Origin of the sequence: Pseudomonas oryzicola, assembly GCF_014269185.2 — a bacterium.
Classification (GTDB): domain Bacteria; phylum Pseudomonadota; class Gammaproteobacteria; order Pseudomonadales; family Pseudomonadaceae; genus Aquipseudomonas; species Aquipseudomonas oryzicola.
Window position 1 is genome coordinate 3,499,938 of record NZ_JABWRZ020000001.1, and the last position, 22,899, is coordinate 3,522,836.

20 protein-coding genes and 4 tRNA genes are annotated in these 22,899 nt (G+C 62.2%); 4 read left to right on the forward strand and 20 right to left on the reverse strand.

What is annotated here, in order from left to right; all coding sequences use genetic code 11:
- Positions 1–69: 69 nt before the first annotated feature.
- Entirely contained in the window at positions 70–438 is a 369-nt protein-coding gene (locus HU760_RS16065; protein ID WP_186675904.1) for an Mpo1-like protein, read from the forward strand.
- A 41-nt stretch (positions 439–479) separates the two neighbouring features.
- On the opposite strand, the gene HU760_RS16070 is transcribed toward HU760_RS16065, so the two are convergent.
- The 3 genes from HU760_RS16070 to HU760_RS16080 form a co-directional block, all read right to left on the reverse strand.
- Positions 480–1,277 carry an acyl-CoA thioesterase gene (locus HU760_RS16070; protein ID WP_186675907.1) on the reverse strand — a complete coding sequence of 266 codons (798 nt, stop codon included), beginning with the start codon at positions 1,275–1,277 and terminating at the stop codon, positions 480–482.
- Positions 1,278–1,352: 75 nt separating this feature from the next.
- Entirely contained in the window at positions 1,353–2,132 is a 780-nt protein-coding gene (locus HU760_RS16075; protein WP_186675909.1) for a CHAD domain-containing protein, read from the reverse strand.
- Between the two features lie 17 nt (positions 2,133–2,149).
- Positions 2,150–2,428, reverse strand: a complete 279-nt coding sequence (locus tag HU760_RS16080) for a hypothetical protein (RefSeq protein ID WP_003259403.1) — start codon at positions 2,426–2,428, stop codon at positions 2,150–2,152.
- A 180-nt stretch (positions 2,429–2,608) separates the two neighbouring features.
- Here HU760_RS16080 and HU760_RS16085 point away from each other — a divergent pair, with 180 nt between their 5' ends.
- The gene (locus tag HU760_RS16085; RefSeq protein ID WP_186675913.1) at positions 2,609–3,649 is read left to right on the forward strand and encodes a patatin-like phospholipase family protein; all 1,041 of its coding nucleotides are present in this window, start codon (positions 2,609–2,611) and stop codon (positions 3,647–3,649) included.
- 93 nt (positions 3,650–3,742) lie between these two features.
- On the opposite strand, the gene HU760_RS16090 is transcribed toward HU760_RS16085, so the two are convergent.
- From HU760_RS16090 to HU760_RS16140, 11 genes are all read right to left on the reverse strand, one after another.
- Entirely contained in the window at positions 3,743–5,614 is a 1,872-nt protein-coding gene (locus HU760_RS16090) for a SurA N-terminal domain-containing protein (RefSeq protein WP_186675916.1), read from the reverse strand.
- Between the two features lie 184 nt (positions 5,615–5,798).
- Positions 5,799–6,071 carry a nucleoid-associated protein HU-beta gene (hupB, locus tag HU760_RS16095; RefSeq protein ID WP_003250246.1) on the reverse strand — a complete coding sequence of 91 codons (273 nt, stop codon included), beginning with the start codon at positions 6,069–6,071 and terminating at the stop codon, positions 5,799–5,801.
- Positions 6,072–6,224: 153 nt separating this feature from the next.
- Positions 6,225–8,621 carry an endopeptidase La gene (gene lon / locus HU760_RS16100; protein WP_186675920.1) on the reverse strand — a complete coding sequence of 799 codons (2,397 nt, stop codon included), beginning with the start codon at positions 8,619–8,621 and terminating at the stop codon, positions 6,225–6,227.
- Between the two features lie 163 nt (positions 8,622–8,784).
- Positions 8,785–10,068, reverse strand: a complete 1,284-nt coding sequence (gene clpX, locus HU760_RS16105; protein WP_003250242.1) for an ATP-dependent Clp protease ATP-binding subunit ClpX — start codon at positions 10,066–10,068, stop codon at positions 8,785–8,787.
- Between the two features lie 108 nt (positions 10,069–10,176).
- Entirely contained in the window at positions 10,177–10,818 is a 642-nt protein-coding gene (gene clpP, locus HU760_RS16110) for an ATP-dependent Clp endopeptidase proteolytic subunit ClpP (protein ID WP_003259400.1), read from the reverse strand.
- 91 nt (positions 10,819–10,909) lie between these two features.
- Positions 10,910–12,223: a trigger factor gene (tig, locus tag HU760_RS16115; RefSeq protein WP_186675924.1), complete on the reverse strand. Its 1,314-nt coding sequence runs from the start codon at positions 12,221–12,223 to the stop codon at positions 10,910–10,912.
- Positions 12,224–12,469: 246 nt separating this feature from the next.
- Positions 12,470–12,769, reverse strand: a complete 300-nt coding sequence (locus HU760_RS16120) for a DUF6388 family protein (RefSeq protein WP_025338418.1) — start codon at positions 12,767–12,769, stop codon at positions 12,470–12,472.
- A 478-nt stretch (positions 12,770–13,247) separates the two neighbouring features.
- Positions 13,248–13,323 (reverse strand) — tRNA-His (locus HU760_RS16125).
- Between the two features lie 44 nt (positions 13,324–13,367).
- Positions 13,368–13,452 (reverse strand) — tRNA-Leu (locus HU760_RS16130).
- Positions 13,453–13,504: 52 nt separating this feature from the next.
- Positions 13,505–13,580: transfer RNA gene (locus HU760_RS16135), tRNA-His, on the reverse strand.
- A 45-nt stretch (positions 13,581–13,625) separates the two neighbouring features.
- Positions 13,626–13,702: transfer RNA gene (locus tag HU760_RS16140), tRNA-Arg, on the reverse strand.
- A 271-nt stretch (positions 13,703–13,973) separates the two neighbouring features.
- Between HU760_RS16140 and folD the strand changes: the two genes are divergently transcribed.
- Complete coding sequence (folD, locus tag HU760_RS16145; RefSeq protein ID WP_170029203.1) at positions 13,974–14,828, forward strand: bifunctional methylenetetrahydrofolate dehydrogenase/methenyltetrahydrofolate cyclohydrolase FolD; 855 nt, start codon at positions 13,974–13,976, stop codon at positions 14,826–14,828.
- Between the two features lie 133 nt (positions 14,829–14,961).
- Here folD and HU760_RS16150 read toward each other — a convergent pair whose 3' ends face one another.
- Genes HU760_RS16150 through HU760_RS16175 form a run of 6 tightly spaced genes read right to left on the reverse strand, consistent with a single transcriptional unit; the run spans position 14,962 to position 20,882 of the window.
- Positions 14,962–16,701: an ABC transporter substrate-binding protein gene (locus HU760_RS16150; protein WP_186680324.1), complete on the reverse strand. Its 1,740-nt coding sequence runs from the start codon at positions 16,699–16,701 to the stop codon at positions 14,962–14,964.
- Positions 16,702–16,740: 39 nt separating this feature from the next.
- Positions 16,741–17,013 (reverse strand): DUF2160 domain-containing protein, encoded by a 273-nt coding sequence (locus HU760_RS16155; protein ID WP_170029201.1) that lies wholly within the window; start codon positions 17,011–17,013, stop codon positions 16,741–16,743.
- A gap of 13 nt (positions 17,014–17,026) precedes the next feature.
- On the reverse strand, positions 17,027–17,827 hold the full coding sequence (locus tag HU760_RS16160) for a carbohydrate ABC transporter permease (RefSeq protein WP_186680327.1): 801 nt from the start codon (positions 17,825–17,827) through the stop codon (positions 17,027–17,029).
- A 3-nt stretch (positions 17,828–17,830) separates the two neighbouring features.
- Positions 17,831–18,694, reverse strand: a complete 864-nt coding sequence (locus HU760_RS16165; RefSeq protein WP_039614302.1) for a carbohydrate ABC transporter permease — start codon at positions 18,692–18,694, stop codon at positions 17,831–17,833.
- Positions 18,691–19,788, reverse strand: a complete 1,098-nt coding sequence (locus tag HU760_RS16170) for an ABC transporter ATP-binding protein (RefSeq protein WP_186680330.1) — start codon at positions 19,786–19,788, stop codon at positions 18,691–18,693. Before HU760_RS16170 ends, HU760_RS16165 begins: the two co-directional genes overlap by 4 nt.
- Positions 19,788–20,882, reverse strand: coding sequence for an ABC transporter ATP-binding protein (locus HU760_RS16175; protein WP_186680333.1), 1,095 nt, complete (start codon positions 20,880–20,882; stop codon positions 19,788–19,790). The genes HU760_RS16170 and HU760_RS16175 overlap by 1 nt, the downstream gene beginning before the upstream one ends.
- 225 nt (positions 20,883–21,107) lie before the next feature.
- Between HU760_RS16175 and HU760_RS16180 the strand changes: the two genes are divergently transcribed.
- The gene (locus tag HU760_RS16180) at positions 21,108–22,856 is read left to right on the forward strand and encodes a sigma-54-dependent Fis family transcriptional regulator (RefSeq protein WP_186680335.1); all 1,749 of its coding nucleotides are present in this window, start codon (positions 21,108–21,110) and stop codon (positions 22,854–22,856) included.
- Positions 22,857–22,899 lie beyond the last annotated feature (43 nt).

The following is a 22,899-nucleotide window of genomic DNA, read 5'->3' on the forward strand; positions in this document are numbered from 1 at the left end:
ATAGCCAGCCTCGATTGGCCCCCGTTCGGGGGCCGCACTAAGCTTTGGGCATAGCGAGAGGAAATGCCCATGAGCAAACGCCTGCCCAACCTGCCCGCCTGGCAATGGCGCGGCTACCACCATAACCACCGCCACCCGACCAACTTGGTGCTGCACCTGATCGCCGTGCCGTTGTTCATTCTTGGCGCGCTGCTGATCCTGTCCGGGCTGTTCAGCCTGGACCTTGGGCAAATCGCCGTTGGCATCATCGCCCTGATCGCCGGCCTGGGCCTGCAACGCCAGGGCCATCGCCTGGAGGCAGAACAGCCAGAGCCGTTCGCCAACCGCAAGGACGCCGTGCAACGCCTGCTCACCGAGCAGTTCATCACCTTTCCGCGCTTCGTGCTGAGCGGCGCCTGGTGGAAGGCCTGGCGGGAACGCCACAAACACCGTCAGTGATCGCTTGCGGCCAGGTCGCGCCATGAGCCGGCGGTATCAGGCTAGGCGAACACCGTCACAGTCTGCCGGCTCAAGGCCAGCAACTCGCCCTGCGCCGTCCACAGGGCAGCGGCGGCATGCCCGTACCCGTCGCGCGCATATTCGGTTTCCACGCAGTAGCGGCACCAGTCGAGGGTCGACAACCGTGGCGTGGGCTGGACGAATTCAATGGTCCAGGTCAGGGTACTACCCGCAGCGGGCTGCTTGAGGAACGGCATCAGGCTTGGCGGCCAGGCGTCGACCAACGCCAGCAGGTGCGCCTCGCTGACTGGCTCTTCAGCAAGCCCGCGCAAGCGCACCCAGCCCCCCATATGGCGCGACGGGTTGCCACTGAACGGAAGGCCACCGACCGCCCAGCGCAAGGCCACGTGCTGCATGAAGTCCGGAGTGATGCCTTTGATATGCGGCAACTCGGGGGCCGCCTGTTCGAGCGCCTTCATGTCCATGGCCGGCAACGCCGGCACATCCACCACAGACGGCCGCCCTGCACCAAAGTTGCCCTGCACCAGGGTCACCACCTGGCCTTCCTGAACGGCACGGCCCAGCAAGGTGCTGACCGCCTTGCCTTCACGCAGCACCTCGACCTCGAAGCGAATCGGCACATCCGCCGCTGCCGGTGCGACAAAGCTGATAGCCAACGAACGTACCGGGCGGCCATCGGTGATCTTCTGGCGCATGGTTTCGTACACCAACGCTGCCATCAGCCCGCCAAAGACGGCGCGGCCCTGAGCCCAACTGGGCGGGATACTGAGCGCATCGGGGCTGGCCCGCACGGCGTCGAGCAATTGCTTGAAATTCATTGGCTGGCTCCTGCAGGCCGCGAAAGGTTCTGCCATCCTAGCCAGCAACCCTTTGGCGTTCAGCCCGCAAATCGGTCATTGTTCGGGCTTTCGCCGCGCCAGCGCCTGTTGCAGGGCTTCCAGGGTAGTATCCGACTGGCGCTCGGCCTCATGTAGTTCCTGCTCCCAGGTGGGCGTGCACGGGGCCAGATCGGCTTGCTCGCGTGCCTGCAACAGCCATTGCAGGCGATCATGCCAGTCGCCCAGGTCACTCTGAGCCTGCTTCAACAGACGCTGCAGCTTTTTGCCCGCATGCTCGAGCTGGGGATAGGCCTCGTCGCCGTAGCGCGCCCGCTTGATCAGCAAGCGCAGGCGGTGACGGTCGTGAGCCGGGTCCTGCAGGGCCTGGTACAACTTGCGCCACTGTTTGACCAGGCGTTTGTCGATACGCTTGTCCAGGGCCTTGACCAAGCCTTCGCGACCAGCCGCTCGCAAGAACAGCGGAAACGCATCGACAATCGCCAACACCCGCGCCAGCTGCGAGCTGTCAGCGACACTGGCGAAAGTCCGCTCGCGACCCTCCACGCGGCGCTGCCCGGCCTCGGCAAAGCCACGCCCGATCAGTTCGGCTGCCAGTACCTCGCGGTCACGCAGCGGTGTCGTCAGGGCACCCAGCGCCCTGGCGGCGTCCTCCAGCTGTTCCACCCCCGGTAGACCACGCAGTGGCCGCAGCAGGCTGCGCAGACGCCGCAGCGTCGTGCGCAGGTCGTGCAAGGCCTCGCTGTCGGTGTTGGCAGCCAGGCGTTCACGACAGGCCAGCAGACGCACTTGCAAGGCCAGTATCTGGGCAACTACATGATCGAGCATGGCAGACATTCAATGACGCTCCCTGATCAGCGCCCGGCGCGGGACTCACGGATGTAGAAGCGCGCCTTCTCGGCTTTGCGGGTACAGCTTTCATAGCCTTCGAACTGCTGCTGGGTCTTGGCCCCGGTCAACAGCGACAAGGCCTTGGAGTAACTCACGGCACCGGCAAAGCCTTCGGCCTTGGCCAGGTCCAGCTCTTTCCAGGCGGCATCCAACTGGGTTGCGCAGCTCTCACGGTAGGCCGTCTTGCCCGCACAGCCTGCAAGGGCCAAGGCAATCAGTGGAAGGCAGATCCAGGCTTTCATCAGTAATGACCTCAATGGAAAAAAACAGTGGCCGTTCGACGCTACGGCTGCTCAAAAGTGCCGTTCCCGGCCAGCTTTGTCTTGCCAGTTTTATTACAGTAGCTCAGCGCGGTCTACATTGAAGCACAGGCCGCGATGGGTGCATTGTAGAACCAGGGTTGCACTGGCCGGGGAACGTTCATGAGTAAACGCGTGGCACTGGTATTGGGATCGGGCGGAGCCCGGGGATATGCACACATCGGTGTGATCGAGGAAATCGAGCGTCGCGGCTACGACATTGCCTGTATTGCCGGCTGCTCCATGGGCGCGGTGATCGGGGGGATCTACGCTGCCGGCAAGCTGGACGAATACCGCCACTGGATTGAAAGCCTCGACTACCTGGACGTGCTGCGCCTGGTCGATGTCAGCTTTCGCCTCGGCGCAATTCGCGGCGACAAGGTGTTCGGACAGATCCGCAAGATCGTCGGCGAAATCAACATCGAGCAATTGCGCATTCCTTACACTGCGGTTGCAGCCGACCTCACCAACCAGCAGGAAATCTGGTTCCAGGAAGGCTGCCTGCACCAGGCCATGCGCGCCTCCGCGGCCATCCCCAGCCTGTTCACGCCGGTGATGCAAGGCAACCGCATGTTGGTCGACGGCGGCATCCTCAACCCACTGCCGATCGTACCGGTGGTGTCCAGCCACTGCGACCTGATCATTGCGGTCAACCTCAACGCCACCAACCAGAAGCAGTACCAGTTGCCGGTGATCGAACGCCCCGCCGCGTTCAGGATGCGTTTCGATGCCTTGCTCAGCTCGCTGGGGTCACGCCTGCCGTTCCGGCGCAAGCCGGCAGAAGAGCTGATCCGCATCGAACAGGAGATCGTCGCCGAAGGGCTTGCACCGCCAAACCCATGGCTGGCCGATGCCGCCGACCCGGAAGCCCAGCAGCCGGCAGCGGCACCGGAGCGCGAGGGCGCGCCAAAGTCGGCGACCGGCTCGTTCATCATCGACAACGTGGGCCCTGCTTCGCTGCTGGACCTGATCAACCAGAGTTTCGAGGTGATGCAGACGTCGTTGGCGCAGTACAAGATCGCGGGCTATCCACCGGATGTCCTGATCAACGTGCCCAAGCGGGTGTGCCGGTTTTTCGAGTTCTACAAGGCCCCCGAGCTGATTGCCCTGGGGCGGGAGATTGCGCGGGATACGCTGGATAACCACGAAGGGGTGAAGCGCTAGGCCTTGTCCTGCCTGTACCAGCCTCATCGCCGGTACAGGCGGCGAAAATACAACAGGCCGCACAAGGCGGCCTGTTGTCATGCAGCGATCACCTTAGTAACGGGTGATGTCTGCCTTGGCTTCCAGCTGCTTGCGGTAGGCCGCGAAGTCCTGCTGTCCGGCACGCGAGGCGAGGTAGCGGCGAATCTGCTGCTTCTCTTCGTCGGTAGCGGTAGCGCCTTCGTTGACACCCTTGAGCTGCAGTACCACCAGGCTGCCATCACGCAGCACCACACTGCCATACACCGGCTTGTCCTTGGCCTGCGGTTTGGCCAGGCGGAACAGCGCCTGCAGTTCGATCGGGTCGATCCCGTCCTCACCGCGGGTGACCGCTTCGTAAGCCTTCCAGCCCTGCCCTTCATGCACGCTACCCGCGCTGACGGAACCGTCACGCAGGCCGGCAATCAGCTTGTCGGCCTTGGCCTTGAGCTCGGCAGTGGCCTTCTCTTTGGCCAGGTGTTCACGAATGTTCTTGGCCACGGCCTCCAGCGGCAGTTGCTCCGGCTTGCGGTGCTCCTTGACGCGCAGCACCACGGTGGTTTCCGGGTCGAGTTCGATGGCAGTGCTGTTGGCACCTTCATCCAGCACTTCTTCGGAGAACGCGGCCTGCACCACCGCACGGTTGGCGGTGATACCTTCGCCACCCTCACGGCCGAAGGCTGCCGAGGTATGTACCTTCAGGTTCAGGTCCTGGGCCGGCTGAGCCAGGTCGGAAGCCTCGTAGGCAGCATCCTGCAATTGCTTGCTGGCATCGACGTAGCGCTGCTCGACCAGCGGGATCTTCAGGTCGCGGGTCAGCTTGTCCTTCAGGCTGGCAAAGCTCGGCACTTCCGGGGCCTGCACGCCCAGCAGCTTGATCAGGTGGTAGCCGAACTCGCTACGCACCGGTGCCGAGACCTGGCCGACCTGCAGCTTGTACAGGGCATCCTCGAACGCCGGGTCGTAGACGCCCGGGCCAGCGAAGCCAAGGTCACCACCGCTGTTGGCCGAACCGGGGTCCTGCGAGAACTCCTTGGCCAGTGCGGCAAAGTCCTCACCCTTGGCCAGGCGCTGCGCGACTTCTTCGGCGCGGGCCTTGGCCTGTTCGTTGGTAACCTTGTCGTTGACCTCGATCAGAATGTGCGCAGCGTGGCGCTGCTCGGCGAGGTTGGCGATTTCCTTCTCGTACTGGGCCTTGAGCTCTTCGTCGGTCACCTTGACCTGGTCGAAGAACGCCGACTTCTTCAGCTCGACGTAGTCGATCACCACCTGGTCAGGCGACATGAACTCCTTGGCGTGCTGGTCGTAGTGCGCCTTGACTTCTTCGTCGCTGACCTTGACCGCAGCCGGGTCGGCCTTGAAGGTCAGCGAGGCGAAGTCGCGGGTCTGCTTCTCGAGGCGGGCAAAGGCATCGACCTGCTGGTCGGTGACAAAGCTGCTGCCGGCCAGGCCGGTGCGCAGCTGGCCGATGAGCATTTCCTCGGCCAGCATGTCGCGGAACTGCATGCGACCGTAGCCCATCTGGCGGATGACCTGGTCGAAGCGGTCGGCGCTGAACTTGCCGTCCACCTGGAATTCCGGCGTCTGCAGGATAACCTGGTCCAGCGCGGCCTCGGAGAAGGCGAACTTGGCGTCTTCGGCGCCTTGCAACAGCAGCTTGCGGCTGATCAGGCCCTTGAGTGCCTCTTCACGCAGCAACTTGTCATCCAGCAGCGCCGGGTCGAAATCCTTGCCCAGCTGTTGCATCAGCTGGCGGCGTTGCATGTCGGCCGCCTGGCTCAACTCGTTCTGGCTGATGGTCTGGCCATTCACCTTGGCGGCATCCTGGCTATGAGTGGCGGCCTGGAAAATGGCTTCGAAGCCGGTCAACGCCATCAACACGACGATAAGGCCGATGATGGTCTTGGCAATCCAACCTTGTGAATTGTCCCTGATATTTTGCAGCATGCGTCCCCCAGAAACGGCTGTACCACTGCGTCGACAACCGCGGAGCGTGGGTAGAAACCTGATAAAAGAAAGGCGCATCCGAGGATGCGCCTTTTCTTAGCAAACGTGTCAGGCGGGAACGTTTGCGCCCCCGCCATCAGCGTGCTCGGACCTGGCCAGGCCGGGTCCGGCTGAAAGAGACGACTTAGTTGACGGCGTCTTTCAGGCCTTTGCCAGCCTTGAAACCTGGAACCTTGGCGGCTTCGATCTTGATTGCCTTGCCGGTTTGCGGGTTGCGGCCGGTGCGCTCAGCACGCTCCTTGACCGAGAAGGTACCGAAGCCAACCAGTACCACATCGTCACCTTGCTTCAGGGCGCCGGTGACGGATTCGATGACTGCGTCCAGCGCACGGCCGGCTACAGCTTTCGGGATGTCAGCAGATGCGGCGATAGCGTCAATCAGTTCCGACTTGTTCACTCTAAGTCCCCTTTATTTCTCAATTGAGTTTGTTTCTAAGTATGTAATGAAAAGCTTATGAAACGTGCGCTGGGTGGCCTGATGACACTGGCGTGCCGCTTTATAGCAAGGCCCCGAAAAAACTGTCAAGAAACGCCCCCCAGCCAGAAACTACTAGTGCGTGCTGATTCTTTCCTTAGCATCGCCGTCGCGCTTTTCATCTTTCGCGACAATCTCCGGAGCCACATCTGGCAAGGGCTCCGGGGCGTATTGCAGCGCAATTTGCAGGACTTCGTCAATCCATTTGACCGGTTTGATCTGCAGATCCTGTTTGATATTTTCCGGAATCTCCTTCAGATCGCGAACATTCTCCTCGGGAATGATCACCGTCTTGATACCGCCACGGTGTGCCGCCAGCAGTTTTTCCTTCAGCCCGCCAATGGCCAGCACCTGGCCACGCAAGGTGATTTCGCCGGTCATGGCGACATCGGCACGTACCGGAATCTGCGTCAGCGCCGAGACCAGTGCCGTGCACATGCCGATACCGGCGCTCGGGCCATCCTTCGGCGTGGCGCCTTCAGGCATGTGGATATGCACGTCGTGCTTCTCGTGGAAGTCGGCTGCGATCCCCAGGCTGCGGGCGCGGCTGCGCACCACGGTCTGCGCGGCGGTGATCGATTCGACCATGACATCGCCCAGCGAACCGGTCTTGATCAACTGGCCCTTGCCAGGGATGACCACGGCTTCGATGGTCAGCAGTTCGCCACCCACCTGGGTCCAGGCCAGGCCGGTGACCTGGCCGATCTGGTCCTGCTGCTCGGCCAGGCCGTAGCGGAACTTGCGTACGCCCAGCAGGTGCTCCAGCTGTTCGCTGGCCACCTTGACCTTGACCTGTTTCTGCCCGGTATGTTCCTTGACCACCTTGCGGCAGACCTTGGCAATTTGCCGCTCCAGCCCACGCACACCCGCTTCGCGAGTGTAGTAGCGGATGATGTCGCGGATTGCCGATACATCGACCTCCAGCTCTTCCTTCTTCAAGCCGTTGGCCTTGACCTGCTTGGGCACCAGGTACTTGACCGCGATGTTGATCTTCTCGTCCTCGGTGTAGCCCGGCAGGCGGATGACTTCCATCCGGTCGAGCAGCGCCGGCGGGATGTTCATCGAGTTCGAGGTGCACAGGAACATCACGTCCGAAAGGTCGTAGTCGACCTCCAGGTAATGGTCGTTGAAATTGTGGTTCTGCTCGGGGTCGAGCACTTCGAGCAATGCCGAAGCTGGGTCGCCACGCATGTCACTGCCCATCTTGTCGATTTCGTCCAGCAGGAACAGCGGGTTGCGTACCCCCACCTTGGTCATCTTCTGGATCAGGCGACCAGGCATGGAACCGATGTAGGTGCGGCGGTGGCCACGGATCTCGGCCTCGTCACGCACCCCACCCAGGGCCATGCGCACGAACTTGCGATTGGTGGCAGCGGCGATCGACTCGGCCAGCGAGGTCTTGCCGACGCCAGGCGGGCCGACCAGGCACAGTACCGGGCCACGGATCTTCTTGACGCGCTTCTGCACGGCAAGGTATTCGAGAATACGTTCCTTGACCTCTTCCAGGCCATAATGGTCGGCATCGAGGATTTCCTCGGCCTTGGCCAAGTCCAGGCGCACCTTGCTCTGGGCTTTCCACGGCACCTGCACCAGCCAGTCGAGGTAGGAGCGGACCACGGTAGCCTCGGCCGACATCGGCGACATCTGCTTGAGCTTGTTCAGCTCGGCCTGGGCCTTGGCCAAGGCGTCCTTGGGCAGGCCTGCGGCTTCGATGCGCTTTTTCAGCTCTTCGACTTCATTGTGGCCTTCGTCACCATCGCCGAGCTCTTTCTGAATGGCCTTCATCTGCTCATTCAGGTAGTACTCGCGCTGGCTACGCTCCATCTGCTTCTTGACCCGACCGCGAATGCGTTTTTCGACCTGCAGCAGGTCGATTTCGGCATCCAGCAGCGCCAGCACGTGCTCGACGCGGGTCGGCAGGTCGACGATTTCGAGAATTTCCTGCTTCTGCTCGATTTTCAGGGCCATGTGCGCGGCCATGGTGTCGACCAGGCGCCCCGGCTCTTCGATGCTGTTCAGCGACGACAGCACCTCGGCGGGTACTTTCTTGCCCAACTGCACGTACTGTTCGAACTGCGACAGCAGCGTGCGCACGAAGACTTCCGACTCGCGCTCGGCGGCATCCGCTTCGTCGATCAGGGAAACCTCGGCACGGATGTGCCCTTCCACTTCACTGAAGCGCTCGACTGCGCCGCGCTGCTCGCCCTCGACCAGCACCTTGACGGTGCCATCGGGCAGTTTCAGCAGTTGCAGCACGGTGGCAACAGTACCGACGCGATACAGCGCGTCTTCGCCCGGATCATCGTCGGCCGGGTTTTTCTGGGCCAGCAGGAGGATCTGCTTTTCGCCCGTCATCGCCGCCTCAAGGGCTTCGATGGACTTTTCGCGCCCCACGAACAGCGGGATGACCATGTGCGGGTAAACAACGACATCGCGCAATGGCAAAAGAGGCAAGTCGAGGGTGGTCTTCATGATTTCGCCTCTACAGCGGCCTTATGGCCGGAAAACGGTGGAAATGATGCTTGGACCTAATGTGGGGGCACGCCTGGGAAATTACAAGCGCTCGCGCAGGAAAAGCAGAAAGGGGCCCGTAGGCCCCCTTCTTGCTTGCAACCGCAGCGGCCATCGCCTGGAATCAGGCGTCCGGCGCAGCCTTGGCTTGCGGCTCGCTGTTTTCGTAGATCATCAGCGGCTGCGAAGTACCCTCGATGACGCTCTCGTCGATCACCACCTTGCTGACATCCTTTTTCGAAGGGATCTCGTACATGGTGTCGAGCAGCACGCCTTCGAGGATCGAACGCAGGCCACGGGCGCCGGTCTTGCGCTCCAGGGCCTTGCGTGCGACGGCCTTGAGCGCATCGCTGCGGAACTCGAGGTCGACGCTTTCCATCTCGAACAGCTTGGCATACTGCTTGGTCAGGGCATTCTTCGGCTCGGTGAGGATCTGCATCAACGCAGCCTCGTCCAGCTCGTCGAGGGTCGCCAGCACCGGCAGACGGCCGACGAATTCCGGGATCAGGCCAAACTTGACCAGATCGTCCGGCTCGACCTCACGCAGCGACTCGCCAACCTTCTTGCCTTCTTCCTTGCTGCGCACTTCGGCGCCAAAACCGATGCCACCCTTGGTGGAGCGGTTCTGGATGACCTTTTCCAGGCCCGAGAAGGCGCCACCGCAGATGAACAGGATGTTGCGGGTATCAACCTGCAGGAATTCCTGTTGCGGGTGCTTGCGGCCGCCCTGCGGCGGTACCGAGGCCACGGTGCCTTCGATCAGCTTCAGCAGAGCCTGCTGCACGCCTTCGCCCGAAACGTCACGGGTGATGGACGGGTTGTCCGACTTGCGCGAAATCTTGTCGATCTCGTCGATGTAGACGATGCCCATCTGGGCCTTTTCCACGTCGTAGTCGCACTTCTGCAACAGCTTCTGGATGATGTTCTCGACGTCCTCACCCACGTAACCGGCTTCGGTCAGGGTGGTGGCGTCAGCAATGGTGAACGGTACGTTCAACAGGCGTGCAAGGGTTTCGGCGAGCAGGGTCTTGCCCGAGCCAGTCGGCCCGATGAGCAGGATGTTGCTCTTGCCGAGTTCGACTTCGTCACCCTTCTTGTCACGCTGGTTCAGGCGCTTGTAGTGGTTGTACACCGCTACGGCCAGCACCTTTTTCGCGCGCTCCTGACCAATCACGTACTGGTCCAGGATGCCGCTGATTTCTTTCGGCGAAGGTAATTTGTGCGCGCTGCTTTCGGCCTGGGCTTCCTGCACCTCCTCACGGATGATGTCATTGCACAGGTCGACGCACTCGTCGCAGATAAATACCGAGGGCCCGGCAATCAATTTGCGCACTTCGTGCTGGCTTTTGCCGCAGAAGGAGCAATAGAGCAATTTGCCGCTGTCCTCGCCGTTACGGGTGTCAGTCATTCGATCGATCCAATCCGGTAGGCTTGCAACACAAGATGAAGGCAATTGCGGGCTTTTTCAAGTCCGCAGGTAGGCGCTTTCCGCGCCTACCTGCTCTGGCACCCCGGTTCAGGAGGCCAGTTGCCGCTTGTCGTAGACCGAGTCGATCAGGCCGTACTCGGCCGCGCGCGAGGCGCTCATGAAGTTGTCACGCTCGGTGTCACGCTTGATGGTTTCGAGGTCCTGGCCAGTGTGATAGGCCAGCAGCTCGTTCAGACGGGCCTTGATATTGAGGATTTCCTGGGCGTGGATCTCGATATCGGTGGCCTGCCCCTGGAAGCCGCCCAGCGGCTGGTGGATCATCACGCGCGAGTTCGGCAGGCAGTGACGCTTGCCCTTGGCACCGGCAGCCAGCAGGAAGGCGCCCATGCTGCAGGCCTGGCCGATGCAGATGGTCGAGACGTCCGGCTTGATGAACTGCATGGTGTCGTAGATCGACATGCCGGCAGTGACGGAACCGCCCGGCGAGTTGATGTACAGATGGATATCCTTGTCCGGGTTTTCCGCTTCCAGGAACAGCAGTTGCGCCACGACGAGGTTGGCCATGTAGTCCTCTACCGGGCCAACCAGGAAGATCACACGCTCCTTCAACAGGCGCGAGTAGATGTCGTAAGCGCGTTCGCCACGGGCGGACTGCTCGATAACCATCGGGACCAGGCCGCCTGCGGCCTGGATGTCAGAGCTCTGCTGAATATAAGAATTGCGGGACATGTCCTGCGCTCACTCCCAAATAGTCATGGCTTGAATACGCACAAGCCAGCTCGAAGGCTGGCTTGTGGGGGTTTCCTACGAGAGAAGCCTGTTATTCAGCGGCGGCAGGAGCCTGTGCTGGCTTAACGGCATCTTCGTACGAGACCGACTTGTCGGTCACAGTCGCTTTCTGCAGAACAGTATCTACAACTTGTTCTTCCAGCACAACCGAACGGACTTCGTTCAGTTGCTGGTCGTTCTTGTAGTACCAGGCGATGACCTGCTCTGGCTCCTGGTAGGCCGAAGCCATTTCCTCGATCATTTCGCGAACCTTGCCTTCGTCCGGCTTCAGTTCGAACTGCTTGACCACTTCGGCGACGATCAGGCCCAGGACCACACGGCGCTTGGCTTGCTCTTCGAACAGCTCGGCCGGCAGTTGCTCAGGCTTGATGTTGCCACCGAACTGCTGAACAGCCTGCACGCGCAGACGGTTGACTTCGTTTTCCAGCAGGGCTTTCGGCACTTCGATCGGGTTGGCGGCCAGCAGACCGTCCATGACCTGGTTCTTCACCTTGGCCTTGATGGCCTGGCGCAGTTCACGCTCCATGTTCTTGCGAACTTCGGCGCGGAAGCCTTCCAGGGTGGTTTCCTTGATGCCGAACTGGGCGAAGAACTCTTCGTTCAGTTCTGGCAGCACCGGGGCAGCAACGCTGTTGACGGTGATGGTGAACTCGGCGGCCTTGCCAGCCAGGTCCAGGTTCTGGTAGTCCTCGGGGAAGGTCACGTTGACAACGCGCTCTTCACCTGCCTTGGCGCCAACCAGGCCGTCTTCGAAGCCCGGGATCATGCGGCCGGAGCCCAGTACCAGCTGGGTACCCTTGGCCGAACCGCCAGCGAACGCTTCACCGTCGACCTTGCCGACGAAGTCGATGTTGACCTGGTCGTCTTTCTGCGCAGCGCGCTCGACGGCCTCGAAGCGAGTGTTCTGCTTGCGCAGCACTTCAAGCATGTTGTCCAGGTCGGCATCAGCCACTTCGGCGCTCAGGCGCTCGACGCTGATCGACTCGAGGCCGGCAACGGTGAACTCGGGGAACACTTCGAAGATGGCGACGAATTCCAGGTCCTTGCCCTTCTCGAAGGACTTCGGCTCTACTGCAGGGGCACCAGCCGGGTTCAGCTTCTGCTCGACGATGGCTTCGTAGAAGGAAGCCTGAACCAGGTCACCGAAAGCCTCTTGACGGGCATCGGCCTCGAAGCGCTGACGGATCACGCTCATCGGCACCTTGCCTGGGCGGAAGCCTGCAACCTTGGCGCGCTTGGCAGTCTGTTGCAGACGCTTGTTGACTTCGTTCTCGACGCGCTCGGCCGGAACGGCGATGGTCATGCGGCGCTCGAGAGCGGAAGTGTTTTCAACAGAAACTTGCATGGATATTCCTCGTTGCACAGACGTTAGCCGGCGTTAGCCCGACTCCAGAATCAAGGGCAAGCATTCTAGTGAGTCGCGCAGCAGAAGTCACCCCACTCGGGACGACGGGAAACCACGCCGGTCGATTAACTTTCAAGGCCCGTACGGCATGCCGCAGGGCCTGCTTCAAAAAGGGCTGCGCGGCGCCTTGGACGCCCAACAGCCGAAATACCTTGTCAAACAACTGCCGGGACGAATTCGCTGCCTTTATTCAGGATCGATCTCGTTGAACTGGCAGTACTCTTCCCATTCCATCCCCAGCGCTTCAGCCACCTCGCGATGCGTCTCCAGGCGCATGGCCTGCAACTGCTCCGGGGTTTCGGCGATCAGTTGCAGGGCCAGCTCCCAGGGCTGGATGCCCTGCTCCTCGGCTGCATCTTCGAAGGCCCATTCGATCTGCTGGGCCTGCTCGCGTGCATCCAGTTCGCGGATTTCCTCGAGCAGTTGCGGGTTGGCTTCGGCGAAGCGTTGCAGCGCCAGGGCCTGGCGAGCTTCTTTTGCGATCATCGGGTTGTTCCTCTGCCGGCCAGCTGGGCCGGTGTTTCAACCGGCTGAAATCTAACAGCTTTTATTGGGGTGCCACCAGAGGATTACAAGGGGGGATTGAGTCATGGCTGCAAAGTTCATGACTTGAGCCTTGTAGCACCTGTGAAATCGAGCGCCGCCCGCGCGGCGCATCGCGGATGAATCCGCTCCTACATTTGTTGCAACGTGGCCATGCCTGTGAGGCCATGGTTGTCAGCTCTGTTGGCATGACGGGATTTTGGGGTGGGCATCGATGCCGCCTCACATGCCTTGAGACATGCGCCAAGGCGGGCAACCATGGCCTGTCAGGTTCGGCACGTTGCAACAAATGTAGGAGCGGATTCATCCGCGATGCGCCGCGCGGGCGGCGCTCGATCTCACAGGCACCACAACCACCAAGACATACACCCCAAAAACAACAAAGGCGCCCGGTCTCACGACCAAGGCGCCTTCGAAAATATGGGGTGGACGATGGGAATCGAACCCACGACAACTGGAATCACAATCCAGCGCTCTACCAACTGAGCTACGCCCACCATATTGCGGTCTTGCGATGTTGCGGTACAACCTTACAGAAACATGGTGCGGACGAAGAGACTCGAACTCTTACAGCTTGCGCCGCTGGAACCTAAATCCAGTGTGTCTACCAATTTCACCACGTCCGCGTAACGCTTAAAACAAAGGCGCCAGATGCAATCGCGGCGCCTTTGAAGAATATGGGGTGGACGATGGGAATCGAACCCACGACAACTGGAATCACAATCCAGCGCTCTACCAACTGAGCTACGCCCACCATATCGCATTACAACTTACTTGCTTGCTTGCCAAAGCTGCCTAATGGCGCACCCGGCAGGACTCGAACCTGCGACCATCCGCTTAGAAGGCGGATGCTCTATCCAGCTGAGCTACGGGCGCTTAAGCTTGAAGCCTAACCGAACGAGACCTTAACAGATAGCTGCTAAACCACTCATTCTGCCCGACTTCGCCAACCAGTGCTAGGCTGTGCCCGACAAGTGCGGCGAATCTTATAGGCGAGCCTGAATGTCGTCAACACCTTTCTCAAAAAAATTTAAATTATTTAAGGGCTTAGGGGATTTGCCCGACCACCCGCCTTTGCCCTTGGCCCGTGTCGTGCGAGAATGCGCCCTCTTTAATTGTTTCCTTCTCGATGGTTAATCACGCGTCTATGACTGCACACCTAATCGATGGCAAGGCGATCGCCGCCAGCCTGCGCCAGCAGATCGCTCAACGTGTCGTGGAGCGTCGCCAGCAAGGCCTGCGTACACCAGGCCTGGCAGTGATCCTGGTCGGCACCGACCCCGCCTCCCAAGTCTATGTCTCGCACAAGCGCAAGGACTGCGAAGAGGTCGGCTTCATTTCCCAGGCGTTCGACCTGCCCAGCGACACCACGCAGCAGGCCCTGACCGAGCTGATCGATCGCCTCAATGACGACCCGGCCGTCGACGGCATCCTGCTGCAACTGCCGCTGCCGGCGCACCTGGATGCCTCGCTGCTGCTCGAGCGCATTCGCCCGGACAAGGACGTGGACGGTTTCCACCCGTACAACATCGGCCGCCTGGCCCAGCGCATCCCGCTGCTGCGCCCGTGCACGCCGAAGGGCATCATGACCCTGCTGGAAAGCACCGGCCAGGACCTGTACGGCATGAACGCGGTCATCGTCGGCGCGTCCAACATCGTCGGCCGCCCGATGGCCATGGAACTGCTGTTGGCCGGCTGCACCGTGACCGTCTGCCACCGATTCACCAAGGACCTGGCCGGCCATGTCGGGCGTGCCGACCTGGTGGTCGTGGCTGCCGGCAAGCCGGGCCTGGTCAAGGGCGAATGGATCAAGGAAGGTGCCATCGTCATCGACGTCGGCATCAACCGCCAGGAAGACGGCAAGCTGGTCGGCGACGTGGTCTACGAGACCGCCCTGCCGCGCGCGGGCTGGATCACCCCGGTGCCGGGTGGCGTCGGGCCGATGACCCGGGCGTGCCTGCTGGAGAACACGCTGTATGCGGCAGAAGAGCTGCACAAGTAATACCGCGTGACAGGAAAACGGCACCTCTGGCAGGTGCCGTTTTTTTTGCCTGGCGTGGGAGGTTTAGCGCCTACTAGATCGAGCGCCGCGCGGGCGGCGCTCGATTCACGCATCAACCCAAATCCTCAGCCGATCACTTCCTGGCCGCCTCCCACGACTTCAGCAGTTCGCTGTAGCTGACGGTCTCGCCCTTGGGCTTTTCGTTGGCCAGTTTCGGTTTCGGTGCACCGGGCTGGTCGAACCAGTACTGGGCATCCCGCTCCGGGTTCAGCTTCGGCGCACAGGTGGCCTGGGCATTGGACCGCTGCAAGCGCTCCATCATCCGGTCCTGGTCGCGAGCCAGCCCATCCAGGGCTTCCTGCGGGGTTTTCTCGCCGCTGGCCACCTCGGCAATGTGGCTCCACCACAACTGCGCCAGGCGCGGATAATCCGGCACGTTGGTACCGGTGGGCGTCCACTGCACCCGCGCCGGGCTGCGGTAGAACTCCACCAGACCTCCGAGCTTGGGCGCCAAGTCGGTCATGGCCTGGGAGCTGATGTCCGATTCACGAATTGGCGTGAGGCCAACGATGGTCTTTTTCAGCGATACGGTCTTGGACGTGACGAACTGCGCATACAGCCATGCCGCCAGCCGCTGCTTCTCGGGGGTGGACTTGAAGAAGGTCCACGAACCGGTGTCCTGGTAGCCCAGCTTCATCCCCTCCTCCCAGTACGGCCCCTTTGGCGATGGCGCCATGCGCCACTTCGGCGTGCCATCGGCATTGACCACTGGCAAGCCAGGCTTGGTCATGTCGGCGGTGAACGCGGTGTACCAGAAGATCTGCTGGGCAATGTTGCCCTGGGCGGGCACCGGCCCGGCTTCGGAGAAGGTCATGCCCTGGGCTTCCTTGGGTGCATAGGCGCGCATCCAGTCCACATACTTCTGCGTGGCGTAGACCGCAGCCGGGCCGTTGGTGTCACCACCGCGGGTCACGCTGGAACCCACCGGGTGGCAGTCCTCCACGCGGATGCCCCATTCGTCCACCGGCAGGCCGTTGGGCAGGCCCTTGTCGCCACCACCGGCCATGGAGAACCAGGCGTCGGTGAAGCGCCAGCCCAGCGACGGGTCTTTCTTGCCATAGTCCATGTGGCCATAGACGCGCTTGCCGTCGATTTCCTTGACGTCTTCGGTGAAGAACCGGGCAATGTCCTCGTAGGCCGACCAGTTCACCGGCACGCCCAGTTCGTAACCGTACTTTTCCTTGAACCTGGCCTTGAGCTCGGGCCGTTCGAACCAGTCGGCACGGAACCAGTACAGGTTGGCGAACTGTTGGTCGGGCAACTGGTAGACCTTGCCATCAGGCGCCGTGGTGAAGGAAATGCCGATGAAGTCCTTCAGGTCGAGGGTCGGCGAGGTGTAGTCCTTGCCCTCGTTGGCCATCAGGTCAGTGATCGATTCCACCTTGCCATAGCGAAAGTGCGTACCGATCAGGTCGGAATCGTTGACCCAACCATCATAGATGTTCTTGTCCGACTGCATCTGTGTCTGCAGCTTTTCCACCACGTCGCCTTCCTGCAGCAGGTCGTGGGTCAGCTGGATACCGGTGATTTCGCTGAAGGCCTTGGCCAGTACCTTGGACTCGTATTCATGAGTAGTGATGGTTTCCGACACCACATTGATCTTCATCCCACGGAACGGCTCGGCTGCCTTGATGAACCACTTGAGTTCAGCCAGTTGCTGTTCAGGGGGGAGGGTCGACGGCTTGAACTCGCTGCCGATCCATTTCTTTGCCGCGTCCTCGTACTGGTCGGCCCAGGCTGTGCCTTGCGCGCTGGCCAGCACCAGCAACGCGGCCAGGGTCAAATGTCGCCTGTTGTACTTGTTGTCGAACATTGTGATCTCCCGTTTCAGTTATCCCACAGGGCCGCTCGCTCAGCCCCAGCGCAGCACCACCAGCAGCCACGCCAGAGACAGCAGCGAAGCTACCCACAAGGGCCACTCGCTGACGCCAACCACCAGCAGATGCAGGTAGGCGCTGGCCAGCAGGCCGATGAACAAGCGGTCGCCACGGCTGGTGACCAGCGGTAGAAAGCCGCGTCGCTCCACACAAGGTCGGCGCAGCTCGAGCAAGGTCATGCCCAGCAGCAGTACACCCACGGCAGCGAAGAACAGCGCCGTCGGCAAGGTCCAGGCCATCCATTCCATGCCGTAACCCTCCTCAGACCCGGCCCAGGGCAAAGCCCTTGGCCACATGGTTGCGCACGAACCAGATCACCAGCATGCCGGGCAGGATGGTCAGAACGCCCGCCGCAGCCAGCACCCCCCAGTCGATGCCTGATGCGGACACGGTACGGGTCATCACCGCGGCGATCGGCTTGGCATTCACCGAGGTCAGCGTGCGCGCCAGCAGCAGTTCGACCCAGGAGAACATGAAGCAGAAAAATGCCGTGACGCCGATGCCGGAGCCGATCAGGGGAATAAAGATCTTCACAAAGAAGCGCGGGAAGCTGTACCCGTCGATGTAGGCCGTTTCGTCGATCTCCTTAGGCACACCCGACATGAACCCCTCCAGGATCCACACTGCCAGCGGCACATTGAACAGGCAGTGGGCCAGGGCCACGGCGATATGGGTATCGAACAGACCGATCGACGAATACAGCTGGAAGAACGGCAGGAGGAACACCGCCGGTGGCGCCATGCGGTTGGTCAGCAGCCAGAAGAACAGGTGTCGGTCGCCGAGGAAGCGGTAGCGCGAGAAGGCATACGCTGCCGGCAACGCCACCAGCAGTGAAATCAGCGTGTTCAGGCACACGTAATACAGCGAGTTGATATAACCGCTGTACCAGCTGGCATCGGTGAAGATCACCCGGTAGTTGTCGAGGGTGAATGCCTGCGGCCACAGGGTCAGGCTACCGAGGATCTCGCTGTTGCTCTTGAACGACATGTTCAGCAGCCAGTAGATCGGCACCAGCAGGAAGAAGAAGTACAGCAGCAGGGCCAGCGATTTGCGTATGCTCATGGCCTAGTCCTTGTCGGCATGGGTCATGGCTGTGTAGAACAGCCACGACACCAGCAGGATGATCAGGAAGTACACCAGCGAAAACGCCGCCGCCGGGCCCAGGTCGAACTGGCCCACGGCCATGCGCGTGAGGGTCTGGCTGAGGAAGGTGGTGGCGTTGCCGGGCCCGCCACCGGTCAGCACGAAGGGCTCGGTGTAGATCATGAAGCTGTCCATGAAGCGCAGCATCACCGCGATCAGCAGCACGTTCTTCAGCTTGGGCAACTGGATATGGCGGAACACCGCCCAGCCCGAGGCGCGGTCGATGCGCGCGGCCTGGTAATACACGTCGGGGATGGCGCGCAGCCCTGAATAGCACAGCAGCGCCACCAGCGAGGTCCAGTGCCAGACGTCCATCACCAGCACGGTGAGCCAGGCGTCGAACGGGTCGCCGGCGTAGTTGTAGCTGACCCCCAGCCGGGCCAGGGTGGCGCCGAGCAGGCCGATGTCGGCACGGCCGAAGATCTGCCAGATGGTGCCGACCACGTTCCATGGGATCAGCAACGGGATGGCCATGACGATCAGGCATACCGAAGCCATGCGCCCCTTGGTCGGCATGGTCAGGGCAATGGCGATGCCCAGCGGGATCTCGATCAGCAGCACGCAGGCGGAATAGATGAACTGACGCAGCAGCGCGTCATGCAGCGCCGGGTCGCGCAGCACCTGGCGGTACCAGTCGGCACCGACGAAGTAGCGGTTGGACTGGTCGAAAATGTCCTGCACCGAGTAGTTGACCACGGTCATCATCGGCACCACGGCACTGAACGCCACCAGCAGGAACACCGGCAGCACCAGCCACCAGGCCTTGTTGTTGGGCACCTTGTTCATGGCACCACCTCCAGCAGCACATCGTCGAGGTACAGCATCAGCCACTGCGCCGGCAGGCTGACCCAGGCCTGGGCCACGGGCAGTGGGCGGTCCTCACCCTGGCGGGCCTTGAGCGCGACGCCGCCCAGCTCGAGGGTGACGATGCGGTAGGTGCCCAGGTCCTCGACGTCCAGCACCCGTGCCGGGTAGGCATCATCGAACGGGCTGTCCCACAGCTGCACGAACTCGGGGCGGATGCCGACCTGCAGGCGCCCGCCTGCCGTCGCTGCCAGGCGCTCACGCAAGCCATCTGGCAGTGGCAGGTGTATATCGCCGAAGCTCACCCCGTCCGCCTCGGCACGCACCTCGATCAGGTTCATCCCAGGGCTGCCGATGAAATAGCCGACGAAAGTGTGCCGTGGCCGCTCGAACAGCTCACGCGGGGTGCCGAACTGGACGATGCGCCCGCCGTGCATCACCGCGATCTTGTCGGCGAAGGTCGAGGCTTCCAGCTGGTCGTGGGTGACGTAGATCATGGTGATGTTGAACTGCTCGTGGATCTGCTTGAGCTTGCGCCGCAGTTTCCACTTGAGATGCGGGTCGATCACCGTCAGCGGCTCGTCGAACAGGATCGCCGACACGTCGTCACGCACCAGGCCACGGCCCATGGAGACTTTCTGCTTTTCGTCGGCACTGAGGTTGCGAGCCTTTTTGGGCAACGCCGCAGTCAGGTCGAGCACCTCGGCAATCTCCTCCACCCGGGCACGCACGCGGGCTTCGTCGAGCCCCTGGTTGCGCAGGGGAAACGCCAGGTTGTCGTACACCGACAGGGTGTCGTACACCACCGGAAACTGGAACACCTGGGCGATGTTGCGCGCCTGCGGCGGCAACTGGTTGACCGGCTTGCCATCGAACAGCACCTCGCCATGGGATGGCGTCAACAACCCGGAAATGATATTCAGCAAGGTCGACTTGCCACAGCCCGACGGCCCCAGCAAAGCATAGGCACCGCCCTGCTCCCACACATGTTCCAGTGCGTGCAGGGCATAGTCCGCCTCACTGGCGGGCTGGCGGCTGTAGCTGTGCGCCAGTTGGCGCAGACGGATTTCGGCCATCACCCTCTCCTTGCCTGGCGCTGCCCGGGGGCTTGCACCAGCGCCCCGGCGCTGTCGAACACGAACAGCTTGTGGGTGGGGATGAACACGCGGATCGGCGTGTCCACCTGGTATTCGTGCACCCCTGGCAAGTGCAGGATCATGCGCCAGTGGTCGTTGCGCACATGCAGGAAAGTCTCCGAGCCACTGATTTCGGCAAGCTCCACCAGCACGGCCAGCTCCAGGTCATCGTCGTGGGCCGGCACCAGGCTGATGTGGCTGGGCCGCACGCCAAAGCGGTAGTCGCCCTCGGCAAGCGGCTGCAAGTCGACATTGCGGGCAAAATGCACGGCCTGGGCCAGGCTTACCTCGTTATCGCTGATACGGCCGGTAACCAGGTTGATCGGCGGCTCGGAAAACAGCTCGGCGGCCAGCACGCTGCGTGGCCGCTGATAGACCTCGGCGGTGGGCCCACTCTGGACGATCCGGCCTTCGTGGACGAGGGTCGTGGTGCCGCCCAATGCCAGCGCCTCGTTGGGCTCGGTGGTGGCATACACGGCAATGCAATGGCGCGCCGCGAACAGCTCGCGCAGCTCCTGGCGCAGGCCCTCGCGCAGTTTGTAATCCAGGTTGACCAGCGGCTCGTCGAACAGGATCAGCGAGGCATCCTTGACCAGCGCCCGGGCCATCGCCGTGCGTTGCTGCTGGCCACCGGACAGCTCCAGCGGCAGGCGTTGCAGGTAGGCTTCGATGCGTAGCATCTCGGCGGTTTCCTGCACCCGCCGGCGGATCTCCGGTTCGGCCATGCGCGCCTGGCGCAGCGGCGAGGCGATGTTCTCGTACACGCTGAGGGTGGGGTAGTTGATGAACTGCTGATACACCATCGACACATTGCGCTGACGCACCGGCACGCCGGTCACGTCCTGGCCATCCATCAGCACGCGCCCGCGGTCCGGGCGGTCGAGCCCGGCCATCAGCCGCATCAGGCTGGTCTTGCCGGCCAGAGTACGGCCCAGCAGTACATTGAACGAGCCGGGTTCGAAGCGCAGAGACGCATCGACGATCCAGGCCTGGTTGTCGACGCTGCGACTGACCTGTTCCAGCACCAGGGACATGGCGTGGCCTTCTTGTGATTGTTGTCTGCCGGGTACAGCCAGTTTCGTGCCAGGTTAGCCACACCCCGTCTGGCCCGCGCCCTGCCCGGCAGCCCCGTCAAAGCACTGGTTCACAAGTGAACACAATCGCTGAACAACTGAACACTTGCGGGTTTGACATTGAACAGCTGTGAACAACACTGAACAGCGGTCGTTTCCATTACAACAATCACACAGGACAGGCCCATGGCCGCATCCGCTTCGACCCATGCCCAACTGATCCAGGCCTCCTGGGCCCGCTGCCGCGACCACGGTCTGCACCCCCAGCACGCCCCGGACTTCGACTGCCTGACCCGCGCCGAACTGAGCGCCCTGCTGGAGCGGCGCCAGGCCCTGCTGCGCCTGACCCGCGAGGCAGTACTGCCGCATTACGCCCACCTGCTGGGCAACGCCAGCTACCTGGTGATGCTGGCCGATGCCACTGGCTGCGTGCTCGACACCTGGGGCTCGCGGCGCTTCATCGAACCGCGCCAGCAGCACGGTTTCAGCGCTGGCGCCCATTGGCACGAGCGCGGGGTCGGCACCAATGCCCTGGGCACCGCGCTGATCTGCGCCGAGGCGATTCACGTGGGCCAGGACGAGCACTTCCTGCGGCAGAACCGCTACATGTCCAGCGCCGCGGCGCCGCTGTTCGACGCGGCGCGGCAACTGGTCGGGGTGCTCGACGTGGCCAGCGATGGCTACCTGCCCGGCAGCCAGACGCTGGGCCTGGTGCGCATGATGAGCCAGAGCCTGGAAAACCGCCTGATCCTTGCCGAACATGACCAGCGGCATGCCCAGCTGATGTTCAACAGCGCCTCCGACAACCTGGACAGCCCCTGGGCCGGCCTGCTGGTGTTCGATGAGCAGGGCCAGGTACTGGCGGCCAATCATCGGGCCGACAGCCTGCTCGGTGGCAACCCGCTGGGGCAGAATATCGAGCAGCTGTTCCAGTTGCCGCTGCAGCACCTGCTCAGCCACCCCCGGCAACAGCCCTTCGCCTTGCAGGCCACCGGGCGCAATCGCTTTCATTGCCAGTGGCAGCCTGCGCGCGAGGCCACTTGCCGCGCCGCCGCCAGCAGCATCGACCCGCGCCTGGAGAAGGCCCTGGCGCAGGCCAGCCTGCTGCTGGAAAAGGACATCCCGGTGCTGGTGCAGGGGGAAACCGGCGTGGGCAAGGAAGTGTTCGTCGATACCTTGCACCGTGCCAGCAGCCGCGCCGGCCAGCCGCTGGTCGCGATCAACTGCGCGGCAATCCCCGCCGAACTGGTGGAGTCGGAGCTGTTCGGCTACGACAAAGGCGCGTTCACCGGCGCTCACCACAAGGGCAACCCGGGGCTGATCCGCAAGGCCGACCACGGCATCTTGTTCCTCGATGAAATCGGCGACATGCCGCTGCCGACTCAGGCCCGCTTGTTGCGCGTCCTGCAGTCACGCAGCATCCAGCCACTGGGCAGCGGTGCAGCGGTGGCCGTGGATATCCGCGTGGTGTCGGCGAGCAACCGCGACCTGGCTGAAGAGGTGCGTGCCGGGCGCTTTCGCCAGGACCTGTACTACCGCATCGCCGGGCTGGCAGTGCGGTTGCCGCCGCTGCGCGAGCGCAGCGACCGGCGCCAGCTGATCGAGCAGGTGCATGCCCAATACCGCGAACCCGGGCAGCCTGCGCGACTGCCGGCAGCCATTGTCGAGCTGTTCGATCAGCACCCTTGGCCAGGCAATATACGTGAACTGGTGAGTGTGCTACAGGTGGCGCTGGCCTTGGCCGGCAACGGCCCGGTCGGCCTGGAACACTTGCCTGCGGGCTTCCTGGCCGAGGCGCAGCTGCCTGTACCACAGGCGCCCGAAGCGGCAGACCTGCCAACGCTGGTGCAGCAAGCCAATGGCAACCTGTCTGCGGTGGCTCGCGCACTGGGGATCAGCCGCACCACGCTGTACAAGCGCTTGCGCCAGCTCTAGCCAGCGCGAACACTGGCATTGCCGCAGCCATCCAGCGCCCCGG